Source organism: Nonomuraea glycinis (genome assembly GCF_014646515.1).
GTDB classification, from domain to species: Bacteria; Actinomycetota; Actinomycetes; order Streptosporangiales; family Streptosporangiaceae; genus Nonomuraea; species Nonomuraea glycinis.
The window spans coordinates 238,821-260,382 of record NZ_BMNK01000010.1; the positions used below are offsets into that span (position 1 = coordinate 238,821).

At 70.7% G+C, this 21,562-nt stretch carries 18 protein-coding genes; 10 read left to right on the top strand and 8 right to left on the bottom strand.

Annotated elements, in window-relative coordinates:
- The first annotated feature begins 46 nt into the window (after positions 1-46).
- The 6 genes from IEY87_RS27355 (at position 47) to IEY87_RS27380 (ending at position 6,568) form a co-directional block, all read left to right on the top strand.
- Positions 47-2,554: an FtsK/SpoIIIE family DNA translocase gene (locus IEY87_RS27355; RefSeq protein ID WP_189141646.1), complete on the top strand. Its 2,508-nt coding sequence runs from the start codon at positions 47-49 to the stop codon at positions 2,552-2,554.
- Positions 2,555-2,632: 78 nt separating this feature from the next.
- On the top strand, positions 2,633-3,406 hold the full coding sequence (locus IEY87_RS27360) for a helix-turn-helix domain-containing protein (RefSeq protein WP_189141647.1): 774 nt from the start codon (positions 2,633-2,635) through the stop codon (positions 3,404-3,406).
- 46 nt (positions 3,407-3,452) lie between these two features.
- Complete coding sequence (gene rimO / locus IEY87_RS27365; RefSeq protein ID WP_189141648.1) at positions 3,453-4,862, top strand: 30S ribosomal protein S12 methylthiotransferase RimO; 1,410 nt, start codon at positions 3,453-3,455, stop codon at positions 4,860-4,862.
- A complete protein-coding gene (gene pgsA, locus IEY87_RS27370) occupies positions 4,859-5,431 on the top strand; it encodes a CDP-diacylglycerol--glycerol-3-phosphate 3-phosphatidyltransferase (protein WP_189141649.1) in 573 nt (190 codons plus the stop codon). Before rimO ends, pgsA begins: the two co-directional genes overlap by 4 nt.
- Positions 5,432-5,433: 2 nt before the next feature.
- On the top strand, positions 5,434-5,925 hold the full coding sequence (locus tag IEY87_RS27375; protein ID WP_189141650.1) for a CinA family protein: 492 nt from the start codon (positions 5,434-5,436) through the stop codon (positions 5,923-5,925).
- Positions 5,926-6,211: 286 nt separating this feature from the next.
- The gene (locus IEY87_RS27380; RefSeq protein WP_189141740.1) at positions 6,212-6,568 is read left to right on the top strand and encodes a helix-turn-helix domain-containing protein; all 357 of its coding nucleotides are present in this window, start codon (positions 6,212-6,214) and stop codon (positions 6,566-6,568) included.
- On the opposite strand, the gene IEY87_RS27385 is transcribed toward IEY87_RS27380, so the two are convergent.
- From IEY87_RS27385 to IEY87_RS27395, 3 genes are all read right to left on the bottom strand, one after another.
- Positions 6,565-7,344, bottom strand: coding sequence for a DNA-formamidopyrimidine glycosylase family protein (locus IEY87_RS27385; protein ID WP_189141651.1), 780 nt, complete (start codon positions 7,342-7,344; stop codon positions 6,565-6,567). The genes IEY87_RS27380 and IEY87_RS27385 overlap by 4 nt on opposite strands.
- Before the next feature lie 215 nt (positions 7,345-7,559).
- Positions 7,560-8,009, bottom strand: coding sequence for an RrF2 family transcriptional regulator (locus IEY87_RS27390; protein WP_189141652.1), 450 nt, complete (start codon positions 8,007-8,009; stop codon positions 7,560-7,562).
- Between the two features lie 8 nt (positions 8,010-8,017).
- Positions 8,018-10,129 (bottom strand): endonuclease/exonuclease/phosphatase family protein, encoded by a 2,112-nt coding sequence (locus tag IEY87_RS27395; RefSeq protein WP_189141653.1) that lies wholly within the window; start codon positions 10,127-10,129, stop codon positions 8,018-8,020.
- 89 nt (positions 10,130-10,218) lie between these two features.
- Between IEY87_RS27395 and IEY87_RS27400 the strand changes: the two genes are divergently transcribed.
- Positions 10,219-11,400, top strand: coding sequence for an ROK family transcriptional regulator (locus IEY87_RS27400; protein WP_189141654.1), 1,182 nt, complete (start codon positions 10,219-10,221; stop codon positions 11,398-11,400).
- Positions 11,401-11,439: 39 nt separating this feature from the next.
- Here IEY87_RS27400 and IEY87_RS27405 read toward each other — a convergent pair whose 3' ends face one another.
- From IEY87_RS27405 to IEY87_RS27420, 4 genes are all read right to left on the bottom strand, one after another.
- Entirely contained in the window at positions 11,440-12,882 is a 1,443-nt protein-coding gene (locus tag IEY87_RS27405) for a glycoside hydrolase family 3 protein (protein ID WP_189141655.1), read from the bottom strand.
- A 103-nt stretch (positions 12,883-12,985) separates the two neighbouring features.
- Positions 12,986-13,837, bottom strand: a complete 852-nt coding sequence (locus tag IEY87_RS27410) for a carbohydrate ABC transporter permease (protein ID WP_189141656.1) — start codon at positions 13,835-13,837, stop codon at positions 12,986-12,988.
- The gene (locus IEY87_RS27415) at positions 13,834-14,850 is read right to left on the bottom strand and encodes a carbohydrate ABC transporter permease (protein ID WP_189141657.1); all 1,017 of its coding nucleotides are present in this window, start codon (positions 14,848-14,850) and stop codon (positions 13,834-13,836) included. Before IEY87_RS27415 ends, IEY87_RS27410 begins: the two co-directional genes overlap by 4 nt.
- Before the next feature lie 6 nt (positions 14,851-14,856).
- Positions 14,857-16,182 (bottom strand): extracellular solute-binding protein, encoded by a 1,326-nt coding sequence (locus tag IEY87_RS27420; protein ID WP_189141658.1) that lies wholly within the window; start codon positions 16,180-16,182, stop codon positions 14,857-14,859.
- A gap of 138 nt (positions 16,183-16,320) precedes the next feature.
- Between IEY87_RS27420 and IEY87_RS27425 the strand changes: the two genes are divergently transcribed.
- From IEY87_RS27425 to IEY87_RS27435, 3 genes are all read left to right on the top strand, one after another.
- Positions 16,321-17,469, top strand: coding sequence for an ROK family transcriptional regulator (locus IEY87_RS27425; protein WP_189141659.1), 1,149 nt, complete (start codon positions 16,321-16,323; stop codon positions 17,467-17,469).
- A 12-nt stretch (positions 17,470-17,481) separates the two neighbouring features.
- Complete coding sequence (locus IEY87_RS27430) at positions 17,482-18,138, top strand: M15 family metallopeptidase (protein ID WP_189141660.1); 657 nt, start codon at positions 17,482-17,484, stop codon at positions 18,136-18,138.
- Positions 18,139-18,207: 69 nt separating this feature from the next.
- On the top strand, positions 18,208-19,293 hold the full coding sequence (locus tag IEY87_RS27435) for a carboxylate-amine ligase (protein WP_189141661.1): 1,086 nt from the start codon (positions 18,208-18,210) through the stop codon (positions 19,291-19,293).
- A 129-nt stretch (positions 19,294-19,422) separates the two neighbouring features.
- Here the strand turns inward: IEY87_RS27435 and IEY87_RS27440 are convergent, their stop codons facing one another.
- A complete protein-coding gene (locus tag IEY87_RS27440; RefSeq protein ID WP_225278208.1) occupies positions 19,423-21,234 on the bottom strand; it encodes a gamma-glutamyltransferase family protein in 1,812 nt (603 codons plus the stop codon).
- Positions 21,235-21,562: the final 328 nt, after the last annotated feature.

Sequence of the window (21,562 nt, forward strand, 5' to 3'; positions counted from 1 at the left end):
CGCGCCCCTGTGCTTTCTCGGGGGTCTCCGACGTACCTTTGGCATCATGGCCACCCGTACGCCGAAAAGCGCATCGAAGGGGCCGGCGAAGCGGTCGCCCTCGTCCCGCTCGACCCCCGCCAAGCGGGGAGCCACGTCGGCGGGGCGGCCCAGGGCGAAGGGCGCCTCGTCGGCACGTAAGCCGTCGATGACCCACCAGGACCCGATCAGCTGGGTCTTCACCATGATCGGCAAGCTGATCGTCGGGCTGTGGATGCTGCTCGCCAACGGCATCGGCAGCGCCGCGCGGGCGCTCGGCGCCAATGCGCGCGAGCTCGACCCCGCGCACCGGCGCGACGGGGTGGGCCTGGCCGTGCTCGCAGGCGCGATCGTCCTGGCCGCGATGACCTGGCGGGACACCGGGACCGGCGTCTCCGCCGCCGTCAACACCGTCGTGCACGCCGTGTTCGGCTCGCTGACCTGGGCGTTGCCGCTGATGTTCAGCCTGCTGGCCTGGCGCTACCTGCGCCACCCCGACCAGAACGCCGACACCGGCCGGATGGGGATCGGCTGGAGCGCGCTGCTCATCGGCGTCCTCGGCGTCATCCACGTCGCCAACGGCACCCCCTATCCGGCCGGCGACGCCGGCAACACGATGGAGCGGGTGTCGCAGGCGGGCGGTCTCGTCGGATTCATCGTGTCCGCGCCGCCGATGAGCATCCTGCCGTCGTGGATCACGATCCCGCTGCTGCTGCTCCTGTCGGGGTTCGGCGTGCTGGTGATCACCGCCACGCCCGTGCACCGCATCCCCGAGCGGCTGAGCGAGCTGCGGCACATGCTGTTCGAACGGCAGGCCCCCGACGCCCCCCAGCAGCCCCGAAAGCGCCCCAAGCCCAAGAAGGCCGCGCCGGAGCCGAGCGAGCTGGTCAAGCCGTACGACACCCCGGTGCTGGCCGAGGACGACCCCAAGGGCGGCAAGCGGGACGGCCACTCGCCGGAGATCGTGCCGGGACTGGTGGACGAGGAGGAGGCGGCGGCTCCGGTCAAGAAGGACCCGCCGCACCCCACCCCCGCGCCGCGCAAGGTCGAGCAACTGGTGCTCTCTCCGCAGACGGGCCCGTACCTGCTGCCTGATCTGCAGTTCCTCAAGCCGGGGAGTCTGCCGAAGCCGCAGACCAAGGCCAACACGACCGTGGTCAACGCGCTGACCAGCGTGCTGGAGCAGTTCACCATCGACGCCCAGGTGATCGGCTTCACCCGGGGGCCGACCGTGACGCGCTACGAGATCGAGCTGGGCCCGGCGGTGAAGGTGGAGAAGGTCACCGCCCTCACCAAGAACATCGCGTACGCCGTTAAATCCGCAGATGTGCGGATTTTGTCCCCGATTCCTGGCAAGTCGGCGATCGGGGTGGAGATCCCGAACGCGGACAAGGACCTGGTCTCCCTCGGCGACGTGCTGCGCGCCCAGGTCGCGCAGGCCGACCACCACCCGATGATCGTCGGACTGGGCAAGGACGTCGAGGGCCGCACCATCGTCGCCAACCTCGCCAAGATGCCCCACCTGCTGATCGCGGGCGCCACCGGCGCGGGCAAGTCCGTCTGCGTCAACGGGCTCATCACCTCGATCCTCATGCGGGCCACGCCCGACGAGGTGCGCATGGTGCTGGTCGACCCCAAGCGGGTGGAGCTCTCGGTGTACGAGGGCATCCCTCACCTGATCACCCCGATCATCACCAACCCGAAGAAGGCCGCCGAGGCCCTCGAATGGGTGGTGGGGGAGATGGACCGGCGCTACGACGACCTGGCCGCCAGCGGGTTCAGGCACGTCGACGAGTTCAACGCGGCGGTCAAGGCGGGCAAGCTGGTGGCGCCGCCCGGCAGCGAACGCGTCTACCAGCCCTACCCCTACCTCTTGGTGATCGTGGACGAGCTGGCCGACCTCATGATGGTCGCCCCGCGCGACGTCGAGGACTCCATCGTCCGCATCACCCAGCTCGCCCGCGCCGCCGGCATCCACCTCGTCATCGCCACCCAGCGGCCCTCCGTGGACGTCGTCACCGGCCTGATCAAGGCCAACGTGCCGTCCCGGCTGGCGTTCGCGGTCTCCTCGCTCACCGACTCGCGCGTCATCCTCGACCAGCCGGGCGCCGACAAGCTGGTCGGTCAGGGTGACGCCCTGTTCCTCCCGATGGGGGCCAGCAAGCCGATCCGGATCCAGAACGCGTTCGTCTCGGAGAAGGAGACCGCCGAGATCGTCGCGCACTGCAAGACGCAGATGCAGGCCGAATACCGCGACGACGTGTCCGCGGCGCCGGTCAAGCGGGAGATCGACGAGGACATCGGCGACGACCTCGACCTGGTGATCCAGGCGGCGGAGCTGATCGTGAGCACCCAGTTCGGCTCCACCTCGATGCTGCAGCGCAAGCTGCGCGTCGGCTTCGCCAAGGCGGGGCGGCTCATGGACCTGCTCGAAAGCCGCAACGTGGTCGGCCCCAGCGAGGGTTCGAAGGCGCGCGAGGTGCTGGTGAAGCCGGATGATCTGCCGGGTTTGCTGGCCGACCTGCGTGGCGAATGACCCCAATGCAGACTTCCCCGGTGCTAACTGGTTGAATATAAGCCACTACGCTACGTCGTGGTGGGGGAGGCGTTTGCTGTGCAGGAGCAGAGCACAGGGGCCATGCTGGCGGCCGCCAGGCAGTCGGCGGGGCTGACGGTCGCGCAGCTCAGCGCGATCACGCGCATCCGGGAGGCGATCATCCTTGCGATCGAGCGCGATGACCTCTCGAAGTTCGAGGGCGACTTCTACATCAGGGGGCACGTCAGGGCACTGGCCAAGGCGGTGGGGCTCGATCCGGACGAGGTGGTGCACCTCTACGACCAGCAGCACGGGGGCGCGCCGCCGCCCATCCGCGCCGCCGCGGTGTTCCAGGCCGACCGTACGACCAATCTCGGCGAGCGGCGCGGCCCGAGCTGGACGATGGCGCTGGGCGTCGCGGTGGCCGTGGTGGTGGTGTTCGGGGTGGTGCGGGTCATGGGCGGCGAGTCGGACCACGTGCGCACGGCCGGCGGGAGCAACCCGGCGGGGTCCAGCGTGCCGCCCAACTCGCCGTTCACCGAGGAGCCGCGCCGCTCACCGGCCAAGTCCAAGGCCAAGGCGATCGCCAAGGAGGACCTGGTCGTGGTCAAGGTCAAGGCCAAGCGCGCCTCCTATCTGAACGTCAACGACGCCAAGGGCAAGAAGATGTTCGCCGGCACGCTGCAGGCGGGCCGATCCTCGACCTGGCGCACGGCGACCCGGATGAATCTCGTCATCGCCGACGGAGGCGCGGTTTCGCTGCAGGTCAACGGTAAGAATTTGGGTCCGGCGGGCCCCAGCGGGGAGATGGTGAAGCGCTCGTTCGGGCCCGCCAAACCACGAGCGCGGTAGCCCGTGCATCGGGTGGTGGCCAACTCCCGATACCGTAGTGTTCACCATGTCATCCCGCCGAACCGCATCGCTGATCACCCTGGGCTGCGCGCGCAACGAGGTCGACTCCGAGGAGCTGGCCGCGCGACTTGAGGCTGCCGGTTGGCAGCTGGGCGACGACGACCCAGACGTCGTCGTCGTCAACACGTGTGGCTTCATCGACTCGGCGAAGAAGGATTCCATCGACACGCTGCTGGCCGCCGCCGACTCCGGGGCCAAGGTGGTCGCCGCGGGTTGCATGGCCGAGCGCTACGGCAACGAGCTCGCCGACGCGCTGCCAGAGGCCAGTGCGGTCATCTCCTTCGACGACTACGCCGACATCGGCGGCCGGCTCGACGACGTCGTCGCCGGCCGCTCGCTCAAGCCGCACACCCCACGTGATCGCCGCACCCTGCTGCCCATCTCACCTGTGGAGCGCGCCGCCGCGCCCAGGTCCCACATCCCCGGCCACGGGGACCTCCCCGACGGGGTCGCCCCCGTCAGTGGCCCTCGCGTGCTGCGCAAGCGGCTCGACGAGAGCCCGGTGGCCTCACTCAAGCTGGCCTCCGGCTGTGACCGGCGCTGCACGTTCTGCGCCATCCCGGCCTTCCGCGGGGCCTACGTCTCCCGAGATCCCGACGATCTGGTGGCCGAGGCCGACTGGCTGGCCCACCGCGGCGTCCGAGAGCTCGTCCTGGTCAGCGAGAACTCCACGTCCTACGGCAAGGACCTGGGCGACCTCAGAGCCCTGGAGAAGCTGCTGCCGAGGCTGGCGGCCGTCGAGGGCATCGACCGGGTGCGGGCGAGCTACCTGCAGCCCGCCGAGCTGCGGCCGGGCCTCATCGACGTGCTGAGCTCCACCGAGGGCATCGCCCCCTACTTCGACCTGTCCTTCCAGCACGCCAGCGGCACCGTGCTGCGCCGGATGCGGCGCTTCGGCGATCCGGAGCGCTTCCTGTCCCTGCTGGACGCCGTGCGCGAGCACGCCCCGGAGGCGGGCGTGCGCTCCAACTTCATCGTGGGCTTCCCCGGCGAGACCGAGGAGGAGTTCGGTGAGCTGGTCGGCTTCCTGGAGCGGGCCAGGCTGGACGTGATCGGTGTGTTCGGCTACTCCGACGAGGACGGCACCGAGGCGGCCGGCTTCGATGGCAAGCTCGACCAGGAGATCGTCGACGAGCGCGTGCGCGTGCTCACCGAACTGGCCGAGGAGCTCACCGCGCAGCGCGCGGAGGAGCGGATCGGCACCGAGGTCGACGTGCTCATCGACGACGACCTGGGCGACGGCGGCTACGAGGGCCGGGCCGCCCACCAGGGACCGGAGGTCGACGGATCCTGCACGGTGCAGGGCATCGGGCTGGTCCGGGGCCAGATCGTGCGGGCGGTCGTGGTCGACGCCGAGGGGGTTGACCTGATCGCACGAATCAAGGCCGGTCCATGACCAAGGACGAGCGCCGCGTGGTGAGCCCGTGGAACATCGCCAACGTCCTCACGGTCCTCAGGTTGGCGCTCGTCCCTTTCTTTGTCTTCTGTCTTCTCATGCCGGGCACCGGGTGGCGGCTGGCCGCGCTGGCGGTCTTCGGTGTGGCGTCCTTCACCGACCACCTCGACGGTGAGCTGGCCCGGCGCTACGGGCTCATCACCGACTTCGGCAAGATCGCCGATCCGATCGCCGACAAGGCGCTCACGGGCGCGGCGCTGGTGTGCCTGTCGGTGCTCAACGAGCTGCCGTGGTGGGTCACCATCGTGATCCTCGGCCGGGAGATCGGCATCACGCTGCTCAGGCTGGTGCTCATCCGGCGCGCGGTCATCCCGGCCAGCTACGGCGGCAAGGTCAAGACGGTCCTGCAGATCGCCGCGATCGTGCTCTACATCCTGCCCGGCGTGCCCGATCCGCTGCGCTGGGTGACGATGGGCGCGGCCGTGGTGGTGACCGTGGCGACGGGGGTCGACTATGTCGTACGAGCGTTCCAGCTGCGCAAGGTGGCCAGGCGAGCACGCGGGGAGTGAGCATGACGCAGGTGGCTGAGGTCCTGGCGGCGCTGGTGCGCCGGCGGGCCACGCTGGCCGTGGCCGAGTCGCTGACCGGCGGCCTCATCGGCGCCACGATCACCACCGTCCCGGGGGCGTCCCAGGCGTTCAGGGGCGGGGTCATCTCGTACGCCACCGATCTCAAGCAGGCCCTGCTGGGCGTGCCCGAGGACCTGCTGCGGCGCGAGGGGGCGGTGCACCCCGAGGTGGCGGCGGCGATGGCGGCCGGTGTCGCGCGGCTCTGCGCGGCGTCGTACGGCCTGGCCGTGACGGGGGTCGCGGGGCCGGAGCCGCAGGACGGCCGGCCGGTCGGGACGGTCTTCGTGGCGGTGAGCGGTCCGGATGATGAGATACATCAGCGACAGCTGAGCCTGAAAGGGTCTCGCGAACGTATCAGGATAGAGACGATGGATCAGGCGATTGATCTCCTAGCAAGTGTGGTGAAGGCTAACGAAGGGGAACATTCCGGATGATTACCGTGTTACGTCCCGAGCGAACAAGCCAAGCACGGTCTGACGCGGTGTCGGTCGATACGGGTACGGTGGATGTGTGAGTGAGGTCCGTGAGCCAACTGCAAGCAGCAAGCGCCCGGCAGGCGGGCCTGATGAGTCACGCGATGAGCCACGTGCGACGGGCCAGGGGCGGAGACGTCCGATGATGACGGCGAGGAGCATGTACGAAGCGAAGAAGAACAATGGGCGGCACGATCCGATCGCGCGGGGCGTGGTGAAGACATCCACGCCGGGGAGGGAGCGACAGATGATTCTGCTGCGTCAGCTGCTCGGCGATGTGCTGAGACGGCTGCGGGTGCGGCAGGGACGTACACTTCGCGAGGTGTCCACGCTGGCGCGTGTCTCGCTGGGCTACTTGTCCGAAGTCGAACGCGGCCAGAAGGAAGCGTCATCCGAGCTGCTCGCATCGATCTGTGGCGCACTCGGAGTGCCGCTGTCGCAAGTGCTGCGTGAGGTGTCCGACCAGTTCGCACTGGCAGAGCTCCAGGCTGCCCCGGTGCTGGCCGACGCGCCTGAGCACGAGCGTCTTCCCCTTGCCGAGTCGGTGCCCGGAGCCATTTCCGACACTGTGTTCCCCGAAGTCAAGGACATGGTGGCTGCCTAACGAGGCTGGCAGCCGCCGCACCACAGGACCAGCCGCTCCTGTGCGTGTGCTCCCATCTCGTCGCGGCTGATGCGGGTGCCGCATCGGCGACAGGGCCTGCCCGCCCTGCCGTAGACCCAGGTCTGGTTCGCCGGACGGCGGTCGCCCGTGGTGACCGTGCCCGCATGGTGCTTGTTGGCGTCCAGCAGTCGCTGGGCGAGCATGACCAGCCCGTCCAGATCCTTGATGTCCCCGACCCTCCGCCACGGCCAGATCCCGCGTAGAAACAGCGTCTCAGCGCGGTAGATGGTGCCGATACCGGCCAGGTTGCGCTGGTCGAGCAGCGCCTCCCCGATCGTCGTGTCCGGATCCCGGCGCAGCCGACGCACGGCTTCGACCGGGTCCCAGTCGAGCCCCAGGAGATCCGGCCCGAGATGGCCGACGACCTGGCCCTCCTCGGCCGTCTTCAGCAGGTCCACCATCCCCAGGCGTATGCCCACGGCCTGGTATTGCGCGTTGGCGAGGATGAGCCGCACCCTGTCTCCCCCCACGACCCGCCGGCCCGGGGCTGTCACCTGCCAGCTTCCGTCCATGCGCAGATGCGTGTGCACGGTCAGGCCGCCCTCCACCCGGGTCAGCAGATGCTTGCCACGGGAGACCGTCTCCAGCACCGTGCGCCCGGTGAGATCGGCTGTGGCGTGCCGCGGCACCCGGAACTCCGACCGGGTGAGCACCTGGCCGTCCAGCGCCTTGCGCAGGCGCGCGGCCGTGCGGTAGACGGCATCTCCTTCGGGCATGCCTTCAGTCTAGAAATCAGACGGGGCCGCCCGCGTACCGGCACGGATCGACCGCCGCAGCCCCCTGGCACCCCGCACTTCAGGGTCCGCGTGACCGGCGGGCGTGTGGTGCCGTTCGCTGTGAGCGCTGTTTCGGTGGTGGGGTCGGGGGCCGGTGGTTGTTAGGTGGGGGTGCTCTTCACTGGGCCGGTGTGCTGTGAAGCGGTGGGGTGGGGTCAGTCCCAGGCGGCGGGGTCGGCGGCGAGTTGGCGGACGCGGTCGGGGAGGGCGCCGCTGGCGACCTGCTCCAGGGTGACCTCCTCCAGGATGGCCCGCTCGGTGGCCCGCAGGGCGATCCACACCTGCTGCAGGGACATCGCTGGGCCACGGTAGCCGACGTGCTCGGGGCGCTCGCCCCGGACGTTGGCCAGGGGGCCGTCGACGGCTCTGATGACGTCGGCGAGCGAGATCTCCGCAGGAGGCCGGGCCAGGACGTAGCCGCCTTCGGGGCCACGCTGGCCGCGGACCAGACCGGCCCGGCGCATCTGCAAAAGGATGTTTTCCAGGTATTTAGGGGGCATGTCCTGCTCTTTGGCGAGCTCACCCACGGTGGTCGGACCGGCACCGGCCGCGGCAAGTTCGGCGGCGGCGCGGAGGGCGTAGTCGACACGAGCGGAAAGGCGCATGTTCTCGATTATCCCTCCTGGTCAACACTGGTTAGTCGCAAGGTCGTCAGAACGGGCAGATGATCGGAGTACGCGATCATCGGTGCCTGGGCGGATATCGCGGTCAGACCCTTGCTGATCAGCACGTGGTCGATCCGCTCGGTGGGCGCGTCGGCGGGCGAGGTGGGCGGATCGCCGAGCGCTGTCAGCGGGTCGGAGAGACCTGCCGCCTCCAGCACCGCCATGGCCGGATCGCCGGGCCGGGTGTTCAGGTCACCGGCGAGGACAACCGGCCTGACGACGCCTGCGGACGTGGCGCTCACAGGGGTCTGCGCGGGCTCGCCGGGGGCGGTGGGGGTCGGGCGGGCCCGCGCCGCGTCCTCGCCCGCTGCCAGGGCGCGCACGATGGCGGCCACCTCGGGCGCCTGCCCGTCCGGGGCCTGGAGGTGGGTGTTGACGATGCCCAGCTCCCTGCCGCCCACCTCCAGCACGATGGCCTGCGCCTGGGCGCCGGTGGGGTAGTCGTGGCGGCCGAGCGGGTGCGAGTGCACCTGGCGGACCGGCAGATGGGTGAGCAGCGCGTCGCCCCAGACGTTGTCGGCGGCCGGGGCGAAGTGGTAGCGCATGCCCAGCCCGCGGGCGATCCTGGCCAGGTCGTCGTGGCCGCCGTTGAGCAACCAGCCGCGGTCCACCTCGCTGAGCAGCACCACATCGGGCCGCTGGGCGGCGGCCCAGGCCGCTATGTCGTCGAGCGAGAGCCGCCCGTCCAGGCCGAATCCCATCCTGATGTTGTAGGCGATCAGCTTGATGGTGTCCCCCTGAGTGGCCCGCACCGGCGGCGCGGGCCGCCAGGTGGCCGCCACCACGAGTGGTACGAGCAGCACCGCGACCCCCAGCACAGCCCGGCCACGCCGCCTGCCGCCTCCTCCGAAGCCGGTGGGAGGCAGATCGCCCTCTACGAGGGTGGCACTGGTGGAAAGCTGACTGCTTTCTCCAGACGCGGTGCTGGTGGGAGGTTGGCTGTCTTCTGCGGGGGTGGCGTTGGTGGGGCGCTGGTCGTCTGTCCGGGGCGATGGCCGGGGGAGGAACGCGACGGCTGCGACGAGTACTGCTGTCGCGATGGGCACGAATCGCTGTGGGAAGCCGAGGTCCATGTCGTACGCCGCGTAGTAGGCGAAGGCGGCGATCAGGAAGACCAGTCCGCCGCCGAGCGCGCCGAGCCCTTGCCGTCCGGGGTGTGCCGGGGTTCGGCCGGCGGCGGCGAGCGTGGGCCCGAGGCAAAGGATCGCCAGGGCACCGGCGGCCGCCTGGGCGATGCCGCCGAGTGCGGGGCTGACGGACGGCAGGAGTAAGACGGTGGTGCAGCACACGAGCAGGACACCGGCGAGGGTGCCCAGGACCCGTGGCAGCGGCGGCCGGAAGGCCTGCCAGGTGGCTGCGACGAGGGTGAGCACCAGCAGGGCGGCTGTCCCGATGACCCAGATCAGCGGGTCCGGCCCCTGCGCCGCCTTGGCCCAGGACGTGGTGGCCATCCCCGTCAGCAGCAAGGTGGGGCCGAACAGGAACCAGACGCGGGCGGGCGCCAGATCATCCGCGGGCGGCACGCGTACCTGGAGAGAAGCGGGCGGCATTGGGGCCTGGGGAGGAGCGGGCGGCTGGCGTACCAGGAGCAGGAGGGAGGTGCAGAGGGTCAGGGTGGCGAGCCAGGGGAAGAGGCCGGGCCGCCAGATGAGGTCCACTCCGTTGAGCAGCAGGTGTGCGAGCGTCGAGAATGCCAGGCCGCTCATGATTCCGCCGGGGACCGCGGCTCGGGGCAGCGTTCGTGCGCATCCGTGGAGGAAGACCAGGCCGGCCGTCACGCCCGCCGAGGCGACGTACAACTGCTCGACTCCCGCCTGGAGGAGGAGCCGCGCCGCCACGAGGGCCACCGCCCCGCCCAGCAGCGCCCAGCGCGGCTTGAGGAGTACGGACAGCAACGGCAGCGCGAACCAGGCGGCGGCGTACAGGCCCATCAGCTCGGCGGGGGTGGACCCGGCGCGACCGAACAGGGTGATCAGCGACGGCAGGAAGACGCGCAGCACGTCGTAGAGGATCATGATGCCGAGCGCCAGCAGCACGGCCTGGTGGCGGGGGGAGGTCATGAGTCATCCTCGCCTTCTCTGCGCTGGTCAGCAAGGCGGGGAGCGCTAAACTTCCAGCAAGCCTTTTCGATAAGACGGTGGGATTCAGCGTGGAGCGACGCCCTGGTGTGCCCAGACTGCTAAGGGAGATCAATGACCGGGCCGCACTGGATCTGTTGCTGGCCACCGGACCCATGACGCGCGGCCAGATCGGGGAGCTGACCGGGCTGTCCAAGGTGACCGCGTCACAGACGCTGGCCAGGCTCGAAGAGCGCGGGCTGGTCGAGGTCGTCGGCGCGCAGGCGGGCGGGCGCGGGCCCAACGCGGCCCTCTACTCCGTCATCGCCTCCAGCGCGTACGTGGCCGGACTCGAGGTCGGGCCCAACCTGATCTCCACCGCGATCGCCGACATCAACGGCCGCACGGTGGCCGAGGTCGCCGTCGATCCCACCGGGCACGACGACCCGGTGCCCGTCGTGCACGACGCGATCATGAAGGCTTGCCGCACCGCCAAGGTGAGCGCGGCCAAGCTGCGCGGCGTGGTCATCGGCACCCCGGGCGTGGTCGATCCGCGCAGCGGCGACGTACGGTTCTCCTTCGACCTGCCCGGCTGGCACGAGGGCATCCGCGAGGCGCTGGCGGGTGACCTCAAGCGCGAGGTGATGATCGAGAACGACGTCAATCTCGCCGCCATCGCCGAGCAGGCCGACGGGGCCGCCCAGGGGCGCGGCGACTTCGTGCTGCTCTGGTCCGACCGGGGCCTGGGCATGGCGGTCATGCTGGGGGGCAAGCTGCACCGGGGCCGCTCGGGCAGCGCGGGTGAGATCGGCTACCTGCCCGTGCCCGGCGTGCCGCTGCCGGAGGACATCCGCACCTCGCCCGGCCGGCTGCCTTCGCTGGCGGGCGGCCTGCAGTCGCTGGTGAGCGCCGAGGCGGTGGCCGAGCTCGCGCGAAGCCACGGGTTCGAGGTGGACAACGCCGGTCAGAGCGTCCAGGTCGCGGTGGCGGCCGGGGCCGAGGGGGAGCCGCTGCTCGATGAGATCGCCCACCGGCTGGCCCTGGGCGTGGCCGCAGTCTGCGTGATCCTGGACCCGGGCCTGGTGGTGCTCGCCGGGGAGGTGGGGCACGCCGGGGGCGAGGCGCTCACCTCCCGGGTCGAGGAGGCCGTGGCCCGGATCTGCCCGGTGCGCCCCCAGGTGGTCACCACCGCGGTGACCGACCCCCACCCGGTGTTGCGCGGCGCCGTACTGGCCGCGCTCGACCGGGCCCGGGGGGAACTGCTCACCTCGTGAGCAGCTCGACGGCCACATGGGCGTTCGGCTGGGAGTTGCTCACCTCGTGAGCAGTTCGACGGCCGCCTGCGCGTTCGGCCGGGCCGCGCCGTACGTGGCGAGGTAGGTGACGTCGGCCGGTCGCCAGATCGGCAGCCCCATCTCGATGACCGTCAGGTCGGGGCGGGCCGCCACCAGGGCCGAGACCAGCTCGCGGCTGGCGGCGTTGCGGTGCGCGTCCTTGACGACCACCACCAGCGACCGGCCCGTGGCCTTGGCCAGCAGGCCGGGCACGTCGCCGGTGGCCGGTTCGACGCGCAGGATCTCGGCCTCGGGCAGCCACGGCCCCACACCCCACGGCACGTCGCCCACGGCGATCGTCGGCGGCGTGTCCACCTCGATCACCAGCGGCTCCACCAGGGGCGCGGGTGTGCCGGTGAGCTGGACCGCGCGGCGGGCGGCGTGCAGGCCGATCCCGTTCTGCTCGGCGAGCTCGTGGGTCCGCGAGCCGAACCACGCGCGCAGCGCGTCCACCCGGTCGGCGGCCTGCTCCAGCCGGGACAGCGGCAGCGAGCCGTCGTCCACCGCGGCCACGATGCCGTCGATGACCTGCCGTACGTCGTCGTAGGTGGGCAGGGGGCCCAGGCAGAGCAGGTCGGTCCCGGCGGCCAGGGACAGCGCGGAGCCGCCGGCCAGGCCGACGCTGTCCACGATCGCCTGCATGTCCAGCGCGTCGGACACCACCACGCCGTCGTAGCCGAGCTCGCCCCTGAGCAGCTCGGTGAGCGCGGCCGGGGACAGCGTCGCGGGCGCGTCACCGGTCAGGAACGGCACCGCCACGTGCGCGGTCATGATCGACTTGGTGCCGGCCTCGATCGCGGCCCTGAACGGCGCCAGCTCCCGCGCGCGCAGCAGCTCCGGCGTGACGTCCACGACCGGTACGGACAGGTGCGAGTCGACGCGGGTGGCGCCGTGGCCGGGGAAATGCTTGACGCAGGCGGCCACCCGTACCGACTGCAGGCCCTGTACGGCCGCCACGGTGTGCCGCGAGACCAGCGCGGCCTCGTTGCCGAACGCCCTGGTGCCGATCACCGGGTTGTCGGCCTCGGAGTTGACGTCGGCGTCCGGCGCCATGTCCAGGTTGATGCCGCAGGCGGCCAGCTCCGAGCCGATCGCCCGGTAGACCTGGCGGGTGAGCTCCACGTCGTCCACGGCGCCGAGCGCCGCGTTGCCCGGGTACGGGCTGCCGACGTGGTAGGCCAGGCGGGTGACGTCGCCGCCCTCCTCGTCCAGCGAGATGACGGGCTCCCCGGCCGCCCCTCGCAGTTCGGCGGTGAGCGTCTTCAGCTGCTCGGCGTCGGCGACGTTGAAGCCGAACAGCGTCACGCCGCCCAGGCCGAGCTCAAGCTCTCGCAGCACCCAGGCGGGCGCGGTGGTTCCCGGGAAGGCGACGAGCAACGTGCCGGCCGCGAGACGGCGCAGCCCCCGATCACTTCGACTCATGGCTCCTCTTCGGAAAGGGGAGAGCCGGGGTACGGCCCTCATCGGTAAAACGGCAGGGTCGGGTACGGCACGCCGGTGGCGGGCCGTACGAGGACCGGGTGGGTCAGCCCTTCACGGCGCCGGCCATCAGACCGGTCACCATGCGGCGCTGCACTATCAGGAAGAAGACGACGACCGGGATGGTCATCATCGTGGAGCTGGCCATGATGGCGCCCCAGTCGGTGCCCTTCTGGCCGAAGAAGAACTGCAGGGCCACCGGCATGGTGTAGCCGGACGACTCGCTCATCAGCACCAGCGCGAAGATCAGCTCGTTCCAGGCGGTGATGAAGGAGAAGATGCTCGTCGCGACCAGGCCGGGGGCGACCAGCGGGAAGAGCACCCGCCAGAACGTGGTGAGCCGCGAGGCGCCGTCGATCCAGGCCGCCTCCTCCAGCGACTTGGGCACCGCGGCGACGAAGGTGCGCAGCATCCAGATGCCGAACGGCAGCGTCAGGCCGACGTTGACCAGGATCAGCCCGGCCAGCTGGTCGACCAGGCCGAGGTCGATGACCCGTAGGTACAGCGGGATGAGCAGCGCCTCGGCCGGGATCATCTGCGCGACCAGCAGCACGATCAGGAACGTGCTGCGCCCCTTGAAGTTGAACCGGGCCACCGCCGTCGCGGCCAGCAGCGAGAACACCGCCCCGACGAGCACGGTGCCCAGCGCCACGATCGCGCTGTTGCCCATGTAGACCCAGATCGAGTTGCCCGCCACCCCTTCGGTCAGCACCCGGTGCACATGCTCGAAGGTGAAGGACGTGGGGAACGGGATGAACTCGGTGGTGAAGATCTGGTCGTTGGTCTTGAACGCGGTCGACACCATCCAATAGACGGGGAAGATCGCGAACACGAACACCAGCAGGCCGGTCGCGTTGAGCGCGATCTTGCCCAGGCGCTTGCGGGCGAGCGGACTCATGTCATGTCCTCCTGCTTGACCAGCTGCCTGACGTACACGGCCGTGACGACGAGCAGGATCACGGTCAGCACCAGGGCGATGGCCGCGCCGGACCCCATCTTGGGCGGCGACCTGAACGCCTCGGCGTAGGAGTACATCGACAGGTTGAACGCCTCACGGTTGGTCGGCCCGCCCATGAGGACGTACAGCTGGCTGAAGACCTTGAAGTCCCAGATGATCGACAGCACCGTGAGCACCGCGAAGACCGGCCTGAGCAGCGGGAAGGTGATCTTCCTGAACGTCCGCCAGGCGGACGCGCCGTCGACGCGGGCGGCCTCGTACAGCTCGGCGGGGATGCCTTTGAGGCCGGCCAGCACCGACACCGCGATGAACGGGAAGCTCGCCCACACCACCGTGATGATCAGCACCATGTAGATCGACCAGGCGTCGTTGAGCCAGGGCTCGCCGGTCCAGTCCGCCCGGCCGAACACCAGGGTGGACAGCCAGTCGGGCAGCAGGTTCAGTGCCCAGTTGATGATGCCCGCCTCGGCGTCGAACAGCCACTTCCAGATGATGCCCTGGGCGACCGGCGGCACGGCCCAGGCGAACATGATGCCGACGATCACCAGGGTGGACATCTTCTTGCCGAGCTTGTTGAGCAGCACCCCCACGGCGGTGCCCACGACCAGCGTCAGGGTCACCGCCAGGACGGCGAAGACGAGGGTGTTCCGCAGCGCGCTCCAGAAGATCTCGTTGTCGAAGATCTGGCTGAAGTTGTCGGTGCCGACCCACTCAGGGGGGCGCTTGTTGACGGGCCTGATCTGCGGGAGGCCCACCTTCTGGAAGGCCATGATCGCGACCTGGACCATCGGGTAGAGCAGCAACGCCCCGATGACGAGCAGACCGGGGATCAGCAGCAGGTACGGGATGGACCAGACCGGCAGGCCGCTGGCCTTGGCCGGGCGCCCGGGGCGGCGCCGCCCCGAGGGGGAGGGGTTGCCTCCGCCCCGGGTGCGCGTTGACGTGTCGGTCATGAGTCGTCAGGACTGGTTGAGGATGTTCTCGAGCTCGGTGTTGGCCTTGCCGAGTGCCTCGTCGGCCGTGGCCTTGCCCTCGATGACCTGGCGTGCCGCGTTCTGCAGCACGGCCTTGGTCTCGTTGGCCTCGGTCCAGTTCGGGTCGGCGGGGAAGGCCTTGGCCTTGGCGAAGGCGGCGGCGAACGGCGCCTGCGCCGGGTCCTCGGCCAGCTTGGCCAGCGCCTCCGGGTAGACCGGGAGCAGGCCGCCGTCGGTGGCGTACTTGACGCCCCACTCCTTGCCGGAGGCCAGCTTCACGAAGTCCTTGGCCGCGTCCATCTCCTTGGCGGTGCCCCACACGGCGATGTCGTTGCCGCCGAGGAAGGACTGGGCCTCGCCGCCGTCCTTGGCCGGGAGCGGGAAGAAGGCGAGCTTGTCACCCTTGAGCTTGCCCTTGCTGTCCTCGTCGATCCCCGGCAGGTCCCAGGAGGCGGTGAGGTACATGCCCACCTTGTTGTTGGCGAAGCGGGTGCGGATCTCCGTGGTGTTCTGGCCGAGCCGGGACTTGCTGGACAGGCCGTCGGTGACCAGCGCGGTGTACTGCTCGAAGCCGGTCTTGAAGGCCGGGTCGGTCAGCTTGCCGACCCACTTGTCGCCTTCCTTGACGGCGTACTCGCCGCCGGCGGTCCAGGCCAGGGAGCCCAGCAGGTGGTTGGCGTCGGAGCCGCCGTTGAAGGCGAACCCGTCGACGTCCTTGCCCTTCTTCTCCTGGATCTTTTTGGCCGCGGCGACGAGCTCGTCCCAGGTCTTCGGGATCTCGATCTTGAGGTCCTTGAACCAGTCCGCCCGGTAGAGGACGGCGCGGCTGCCGCCACCCCACGGCACGGCGTACGTCTCGCCGTCGATCGTCTCCAGGCCCAGCAGGTTCTTGGGAATCTGGGCCTGGTCGCCGGCGGCCACGATGTCGCTGATCGGCGCCAGGGCCTCCTGGCTCTGCCAGAGCGGGACCTGGTCGTTGCCGATCTCGGTCACGTCAGGGCCGGTGCCACCCGCGGCGGCGGCGGTGAACTTGTCGTTCACCTGCGGCCACGGGATCCACTCGACCTTCACCTTGGCGCCGGTCTGCTGCTCGAAGGCGGCCACCAGTTCGTCGGTGTACTTCTGGGCGGCGGGGTTGCTGTCGCCGAGCCGCCAGAAGGTGAGCTCCTTACCGGAGTACTTGGGGCCGCTCGCCGAGGCGCTGGCGGCCGCGCTGGGCTCAGCGGGTGCCTCGGCGCCGCCACAGGCGGCCAGGCCCAGGGCCAGGGCGGCCGTGGTGACCGTAGTGGCTGTGATCTTGGCGATCCTCACAGGGTTCTCCCTTCCCGGGTGCCGGCCTAGGGTCCGCACCAGGCTGATCGTTCAATGCCTTACGAGTGGTGTTAAACTAACAAGAAACTTTCTTAAAAGAAACGTCCGTTAGCTGATCGTGACGAGAGGGACGCGCCGATGAGCCGGAGCCCGGGAACCCCGCGACTGCTGCGGCGACTGAACGACCGCGCCGCACTGGAGCTCCTGCTCGCCGACGGCCCGCTCACGCGAGCGGAGTTGGGTGAGCGTACCGGGCTTTCCAAGGTCACGGCAGGTCAGCTGCTGTCCAGGCTTGAGGACCGGGGGCTGGTCGAGGTCGCGGGGGAGCGCGCGGGGGGCAGGGGGCCGCACGCCGCTCTCTACGGTGTGGTCCCCTCCAGCGCGTACGTCGCCGGGCTCGAGGTGCTGCCCGACAGCCTCACCGTAGGTGTGGCCGACATCACAGGCAAGACGGTGGTCGAGGTCACCGTGAACCCGGCCGACGCCCGCGACCCGGTCAAGACCGTGCAGGACGCGGTCCGGCGGGCGTGCGACTCGGCCCGGGTGAGCCTGTCGCAGCTGCGCGCGTTCGTGATCGGCACCAGGGGCGTGGTCGACCCGCGTACCGGCGACGTGCGCTTCTCCCTCGACCTGCCCTCCTGGCACGTCGGCGTGCTGGCCAGCCTCCGCCAGACGCTCGGCGCCTCGGTCACCATCGAGAACGACGTCAACCTGGTGGCCCTCGCCGAGCACCGCTACGGCGCGGCGGCCGGCATCGACGACTTCGTGATCATGTGGGCCGGTGTCGGCCAGGGGCTCGGCGTGATGCTCGGCGGCAGGCTCTACCGCGGCATCACCGGCGGCGCCGGCGAGATCGGCTGGCTGCCGGTGCCGGGCGAGCCGCTGCCCGACGACGTCAACCACCCCAACTCCGGCTCCTTCCAGCGGCTGGTCAACCACGACGCGCTCAGCGGCCTGGCCGTCCGGTACGGCGTGACCGGTGCCACCGTGCCCGATCTGATCCGCAACGGCCACGAGGAATACCTGGACGCGGTGGCCGCCAGGCTGGCGGTGGGCGTGGCGGCGGTGGCCGTCGTGCTCGACCCGGGGCTGATCGTGCTCAGCGGTGACATCGGCCGGGCGGGCGGCGCGCGGCTGGCTGCCAAGGTGCAGGACGCCGTGGCGCGCGTGTGCCCCACCCGGCCCGCCGTGCTCACCAGCGGGGTGGCGGGCAACCCGGTGCTGAGAGGCGCCCTGGTGGCGGCTCTGGAGCAGGCCCGGGAACAGGTCTTCTCCGACACTGTGTGAGAATTTACGCTCATGTGGCAGCCTCCGAGCGACATCGTGCTCATCTCCGACCCCCGGGTGGCGGCGATCCCGGTGCGGGAGAACCACGACCCGCTGGCCGACGTGCGCGGGCGGCTGCGGGTGGACGAGCGGCTGGCCGACCCGGCGGGGGCGTACGCGCATCTGCGGTCGGGCCTGCTGGCGCGGCTGGAGCGGGCCGCGCGGCTGCTGCCCGACGGCTACGAGCTGCTGATCGTCGAGGGCTATCGGCCGATCGGCACGCAGCGCCGCTACTTCGAGGAGTACAGGGACCAGCTCCAGGCCACCTTCCCGGAAATGTCTCCCGACGAGGCACATGTCGCGGCAAGTCGGTATGTGTCCCCTGTGGAGGTGGCTCCGCACACCGCGGGCGCGGCCGTCGACCTGACCCTGTGCGCCCCCGACGGCACCGAGTACGACATGGGCACCCAGGTCAACGACAACCCGGAGGACAGCGACGGCGCCTGCTACACCGCCGCCCCGCACATCTCCGCCGACGCCCGCGCGCACCGCAAGATCCTCGCCGCCGCCCTGGAGCCGGCCGGCCTGGTCAACTACCCCACCGAGTGGTGGCACTGGTCCTACGGCGACCGCTATTGGGCCCTCGTCTCGGGCGAGCCCGCCGCCTGTTACGGACCAGTACCGATCTAGCGGTTCCCGAGGGCGGCCAAGGGGCACAAAAGGTACGGAGGCTCCTGGACTCACTCGCGAGGTGTGGGCATGGTTCCGTTGATCGGGGTCGAAGAGGAGTACCTCATCGTCGATCCACGCACCCGCCACGTCGCCCCCCGGGCCGCCGAGGTGCTGGCCGCCGCGACGGACGTGCTGGACGTGGCGCACGAGATCACCCGTTTCCAGGTGGAGGCCAGGACAGCGCCGTCCGCTGACCTCGCCGAGCTCGGGACCCAGTTACGCGCCGCGCGCAAGGAGGTGGCGGCCGCGGCCCGCTCGTGCGGGCTCGCCGTCGTCGCCAGCGGCATCCCCGTGCTCGGCAACGTCATCCCGCCGCCGCTCAGCGACGACATCCGCTACGAGCAGGGCCGCGTGCTCTACCGGGCGCTGCAGGACGAGATCAGCATCTGCGCCCTGCACGTGCACGTGGACGTGCCCGACGAGGAGGCCGCCGTCTACGTGGGCAACCACCTGCGCCCGTGGCTGCCCACGCTGATCGCGCTGGCCGCGAACTCGCCGTTCTTCGTCGGCCGCGACACCGGCTACGCCTCCTGGCGGGTGATCAGCTGGGGCCGCTGGCCCGTCTCCGGCGCGCCGCCGTACTTCCCGACCTTCGCCGACTACGAGCTGGCGCTGCGCGCCCTGGCGGAGTCCGGCGCGCTGATGGACCCCAAAACGGTCTTCTGGGACACCCGCCCGTCGCCCAAGCTGCCCACCGTCGAGGTGCGGGTGGCCGACGTGCCGCTCGACGTGAACGACAGCCTCACCATCGTCGGGCTGGTCCGCGGCCTGATCGTCACGGCTCTGGCCGACGTGGCGCGCGGCGACCGGGGGCTGCCCTTCCCGTCGGAGGTGCTGCGCGCAGCCTACTGGCGCGCCGCCCGCGACGGGCTGACGGGCGACAGCCTGGACGTACGGCACGGCGCGCTGGTCCCCGCCCCCGTGCTGGCCCACCGCCTGCTGGCGCATGTACGGCCGGCCCTGGAGCAGTCCGGTGACCTGACGTTCGTCGAGGAAGGGCTGGACCGGCTGCTCCGGCAGGGGTCGGGCGCCGCCCGGCAGCGCCGGGTCCTGGCCGGCTCGGGCCACCTGGCGGCGGTGGTCGACGACCTCATCGAGGCCACCGTCGCCTGACCCGTGAGGTGGACGTCCAGCCAGCTGTGTCAGCCGTCGCCTGGCGTGGACGTACAGCCGGGTGTGTCGGCCGTCGTCTGGCGTGGACGTACAGCCGGGTATGTCGGCCGTCAGTGGCCTGACGGGGGGTCAGCGGCCCGCCGCGTAGCCCTGCGCGCCGCGCGGATTGGCGGCGGCCTTCAGGAAGTCGCCGTCCCGGGCGACCGCGCTGAGCCTGCCGAGCGTCCACGACCCCTGCGACTCCACCTCGTGCCCCCGCCGCCGCAACTCGGCCGGTACGGCCGGGTCCAGCCGGTCCTCCACCTGCACGACGCCCGGCAGGGAGCCGCGCGGGAAGAACGAGCTGGGGAAGTGCTCGGAGTGGAACATCGGCGCGTCGATGGCCTCCTGAAGGTTCACCCCGCCGTGCACCAGCGCCAGGAAGAAGTTCAGGCTCCACTGATCCTGCTGGTCGCCGCCCGGCGTGCCGAACGCCAGCCACGGCCGGCCGTCACGCAGCGCGAACGAGGGCGACAGCGTGGTGCGCGGGCGCGTGCCCGGCCGCAGCGAGGCGGGCAGCCCCTCCTGCAGCCAGAACATCTGCGCCCTGGTGCCCAGGCAGAAGCCCAGCTCGGCGATGACGGGGGAGCTCTGCAACCAGCCGCCGCTGGGCGTGGCGGAGACCATGTTGCCGTGCCGGTCGACCACGTCCAGATGACAGGTGTCGCCGCGCACGCCGCCGTCCGCGGACACCACCTGCTCGCCGGGCACCGGCCTGCTCACCGTGGGCTCGCCGACGCCGGAGACACTGGTCGCCGCGCCCTCGGGGAACACCGGCAGGCGAGGCGAGCGCCCGCCCGGGGCGCCCGGCCGCAGCTCCAAGCTCGCGGCGTCCGTGATGAGCGCCCGCCGGGCGGCGTTGTAGGGCTCGCTCAGCAGGTCGTCCATCGGTACGTCCGCGTCGCCGTACCAGGCCTCGCGGTCGGCGAAGGCCAGCTTGGCGGCCTCGGTCACCGTATGCACGTAATCGGCGCCGAGCCAGCCCATGCCGTCCAGGTCGAACCCGGACAGCAGCGCGAGCTGCTGCAGGAAGACCGGCCCCTGGCCCCACGGACCCGTCTTGCACACCGTGTACCCGTGATAGTCGAAGGTGGCCGGCTCCTCCACCGTCGCCGACCAGCGCGCCAGGTCGTCACCGGTGAGCAGCCCCCCGTGCTTGCGGCCCGAGCTGTCCAGCCAGGCGGTGCCGGCGCAGAAATCGGCCACGGCCTCGGCCACGAAGCCTTCGTACCAGGCGCGGCGGGCGGCTTCCAGCTGTCCCGTACGGGTGCTCGACGCGGCCTCCGCCTCGGCGATCACCCGCCGGTAGGTGGCGGCCAGCGCCGGGTTGGCCAGCTTGGCGCCCGGCGCCGGCACCTTGCCGTCCGGCAGCCAGATGGCCGCGGACGTGGTCCACTCGTCGGTGAAGAGCCGCTCGACCGACTCGATCGTGGCCGCGATCCGCTCCAGGACCGGCACGCCGTGCTCGGCGTAATGGATGGCCGGCGCCAGCACGTCGGCGAGCGACCAGGTGCCCCACCGCTCCAGCATGAGCATCCAGCCGCCGAACGCGCCGGGCACGGTCGCCGCGAGCGGCCCGGTGCCGGGCACCATGTCCAGCCCGAGCTCGGCGAAGCGCTCGATGGTCGCGGCGGCCGGGGCGACGCCCTGCCCGCACACGGTCGACACCCGCTGGTCGGCCTCGCTCCACAGCAGGATCGGCACCTCGCCGGCGGGGCCGTTCAGATGCGGCTCGGCCACCTGCAACACGAATCCGGCGGCCACCGCCGCGTCGAAGGCGTTGCCGCCACGCTCCAGCACGCTCATGCCGGTGGCCGAGGCCAGCCAATGCGTGCTGGCCACCATGCCGAAGTCGCCCGACAGCTCGGGCCTGGTCGTGAACACATTCCGGGGGGAAGTCATGCAACCTTCCTATACCTTGCGAGAACACAGGTGCGGCAGCCCCCTCACGGCAGCCCCCTAACGGCAGCTCCCAACCAAGAAACTCGCACCGGGCTTCCTTCGGCCCGGCACCTGTGAGGGGTATGCGCCAGGCCTTGTCAGCTCCGGTACGTTCGAGGGGCTCGCGCCGGGCTTTGCCAGCTCCAGCATGTTCGAGGTGATCGTGCTGGGCTTTGCTCGCTCCGGCACGTTCGAGGGGCTTGCGCCGGGTTTTGCCAGCTCCAGCATGTTCGAGGTGATCGTGCTGGGCTTTGCTCGCTCCGGCGCATTCGAGAGGCTTGCGCCGGGC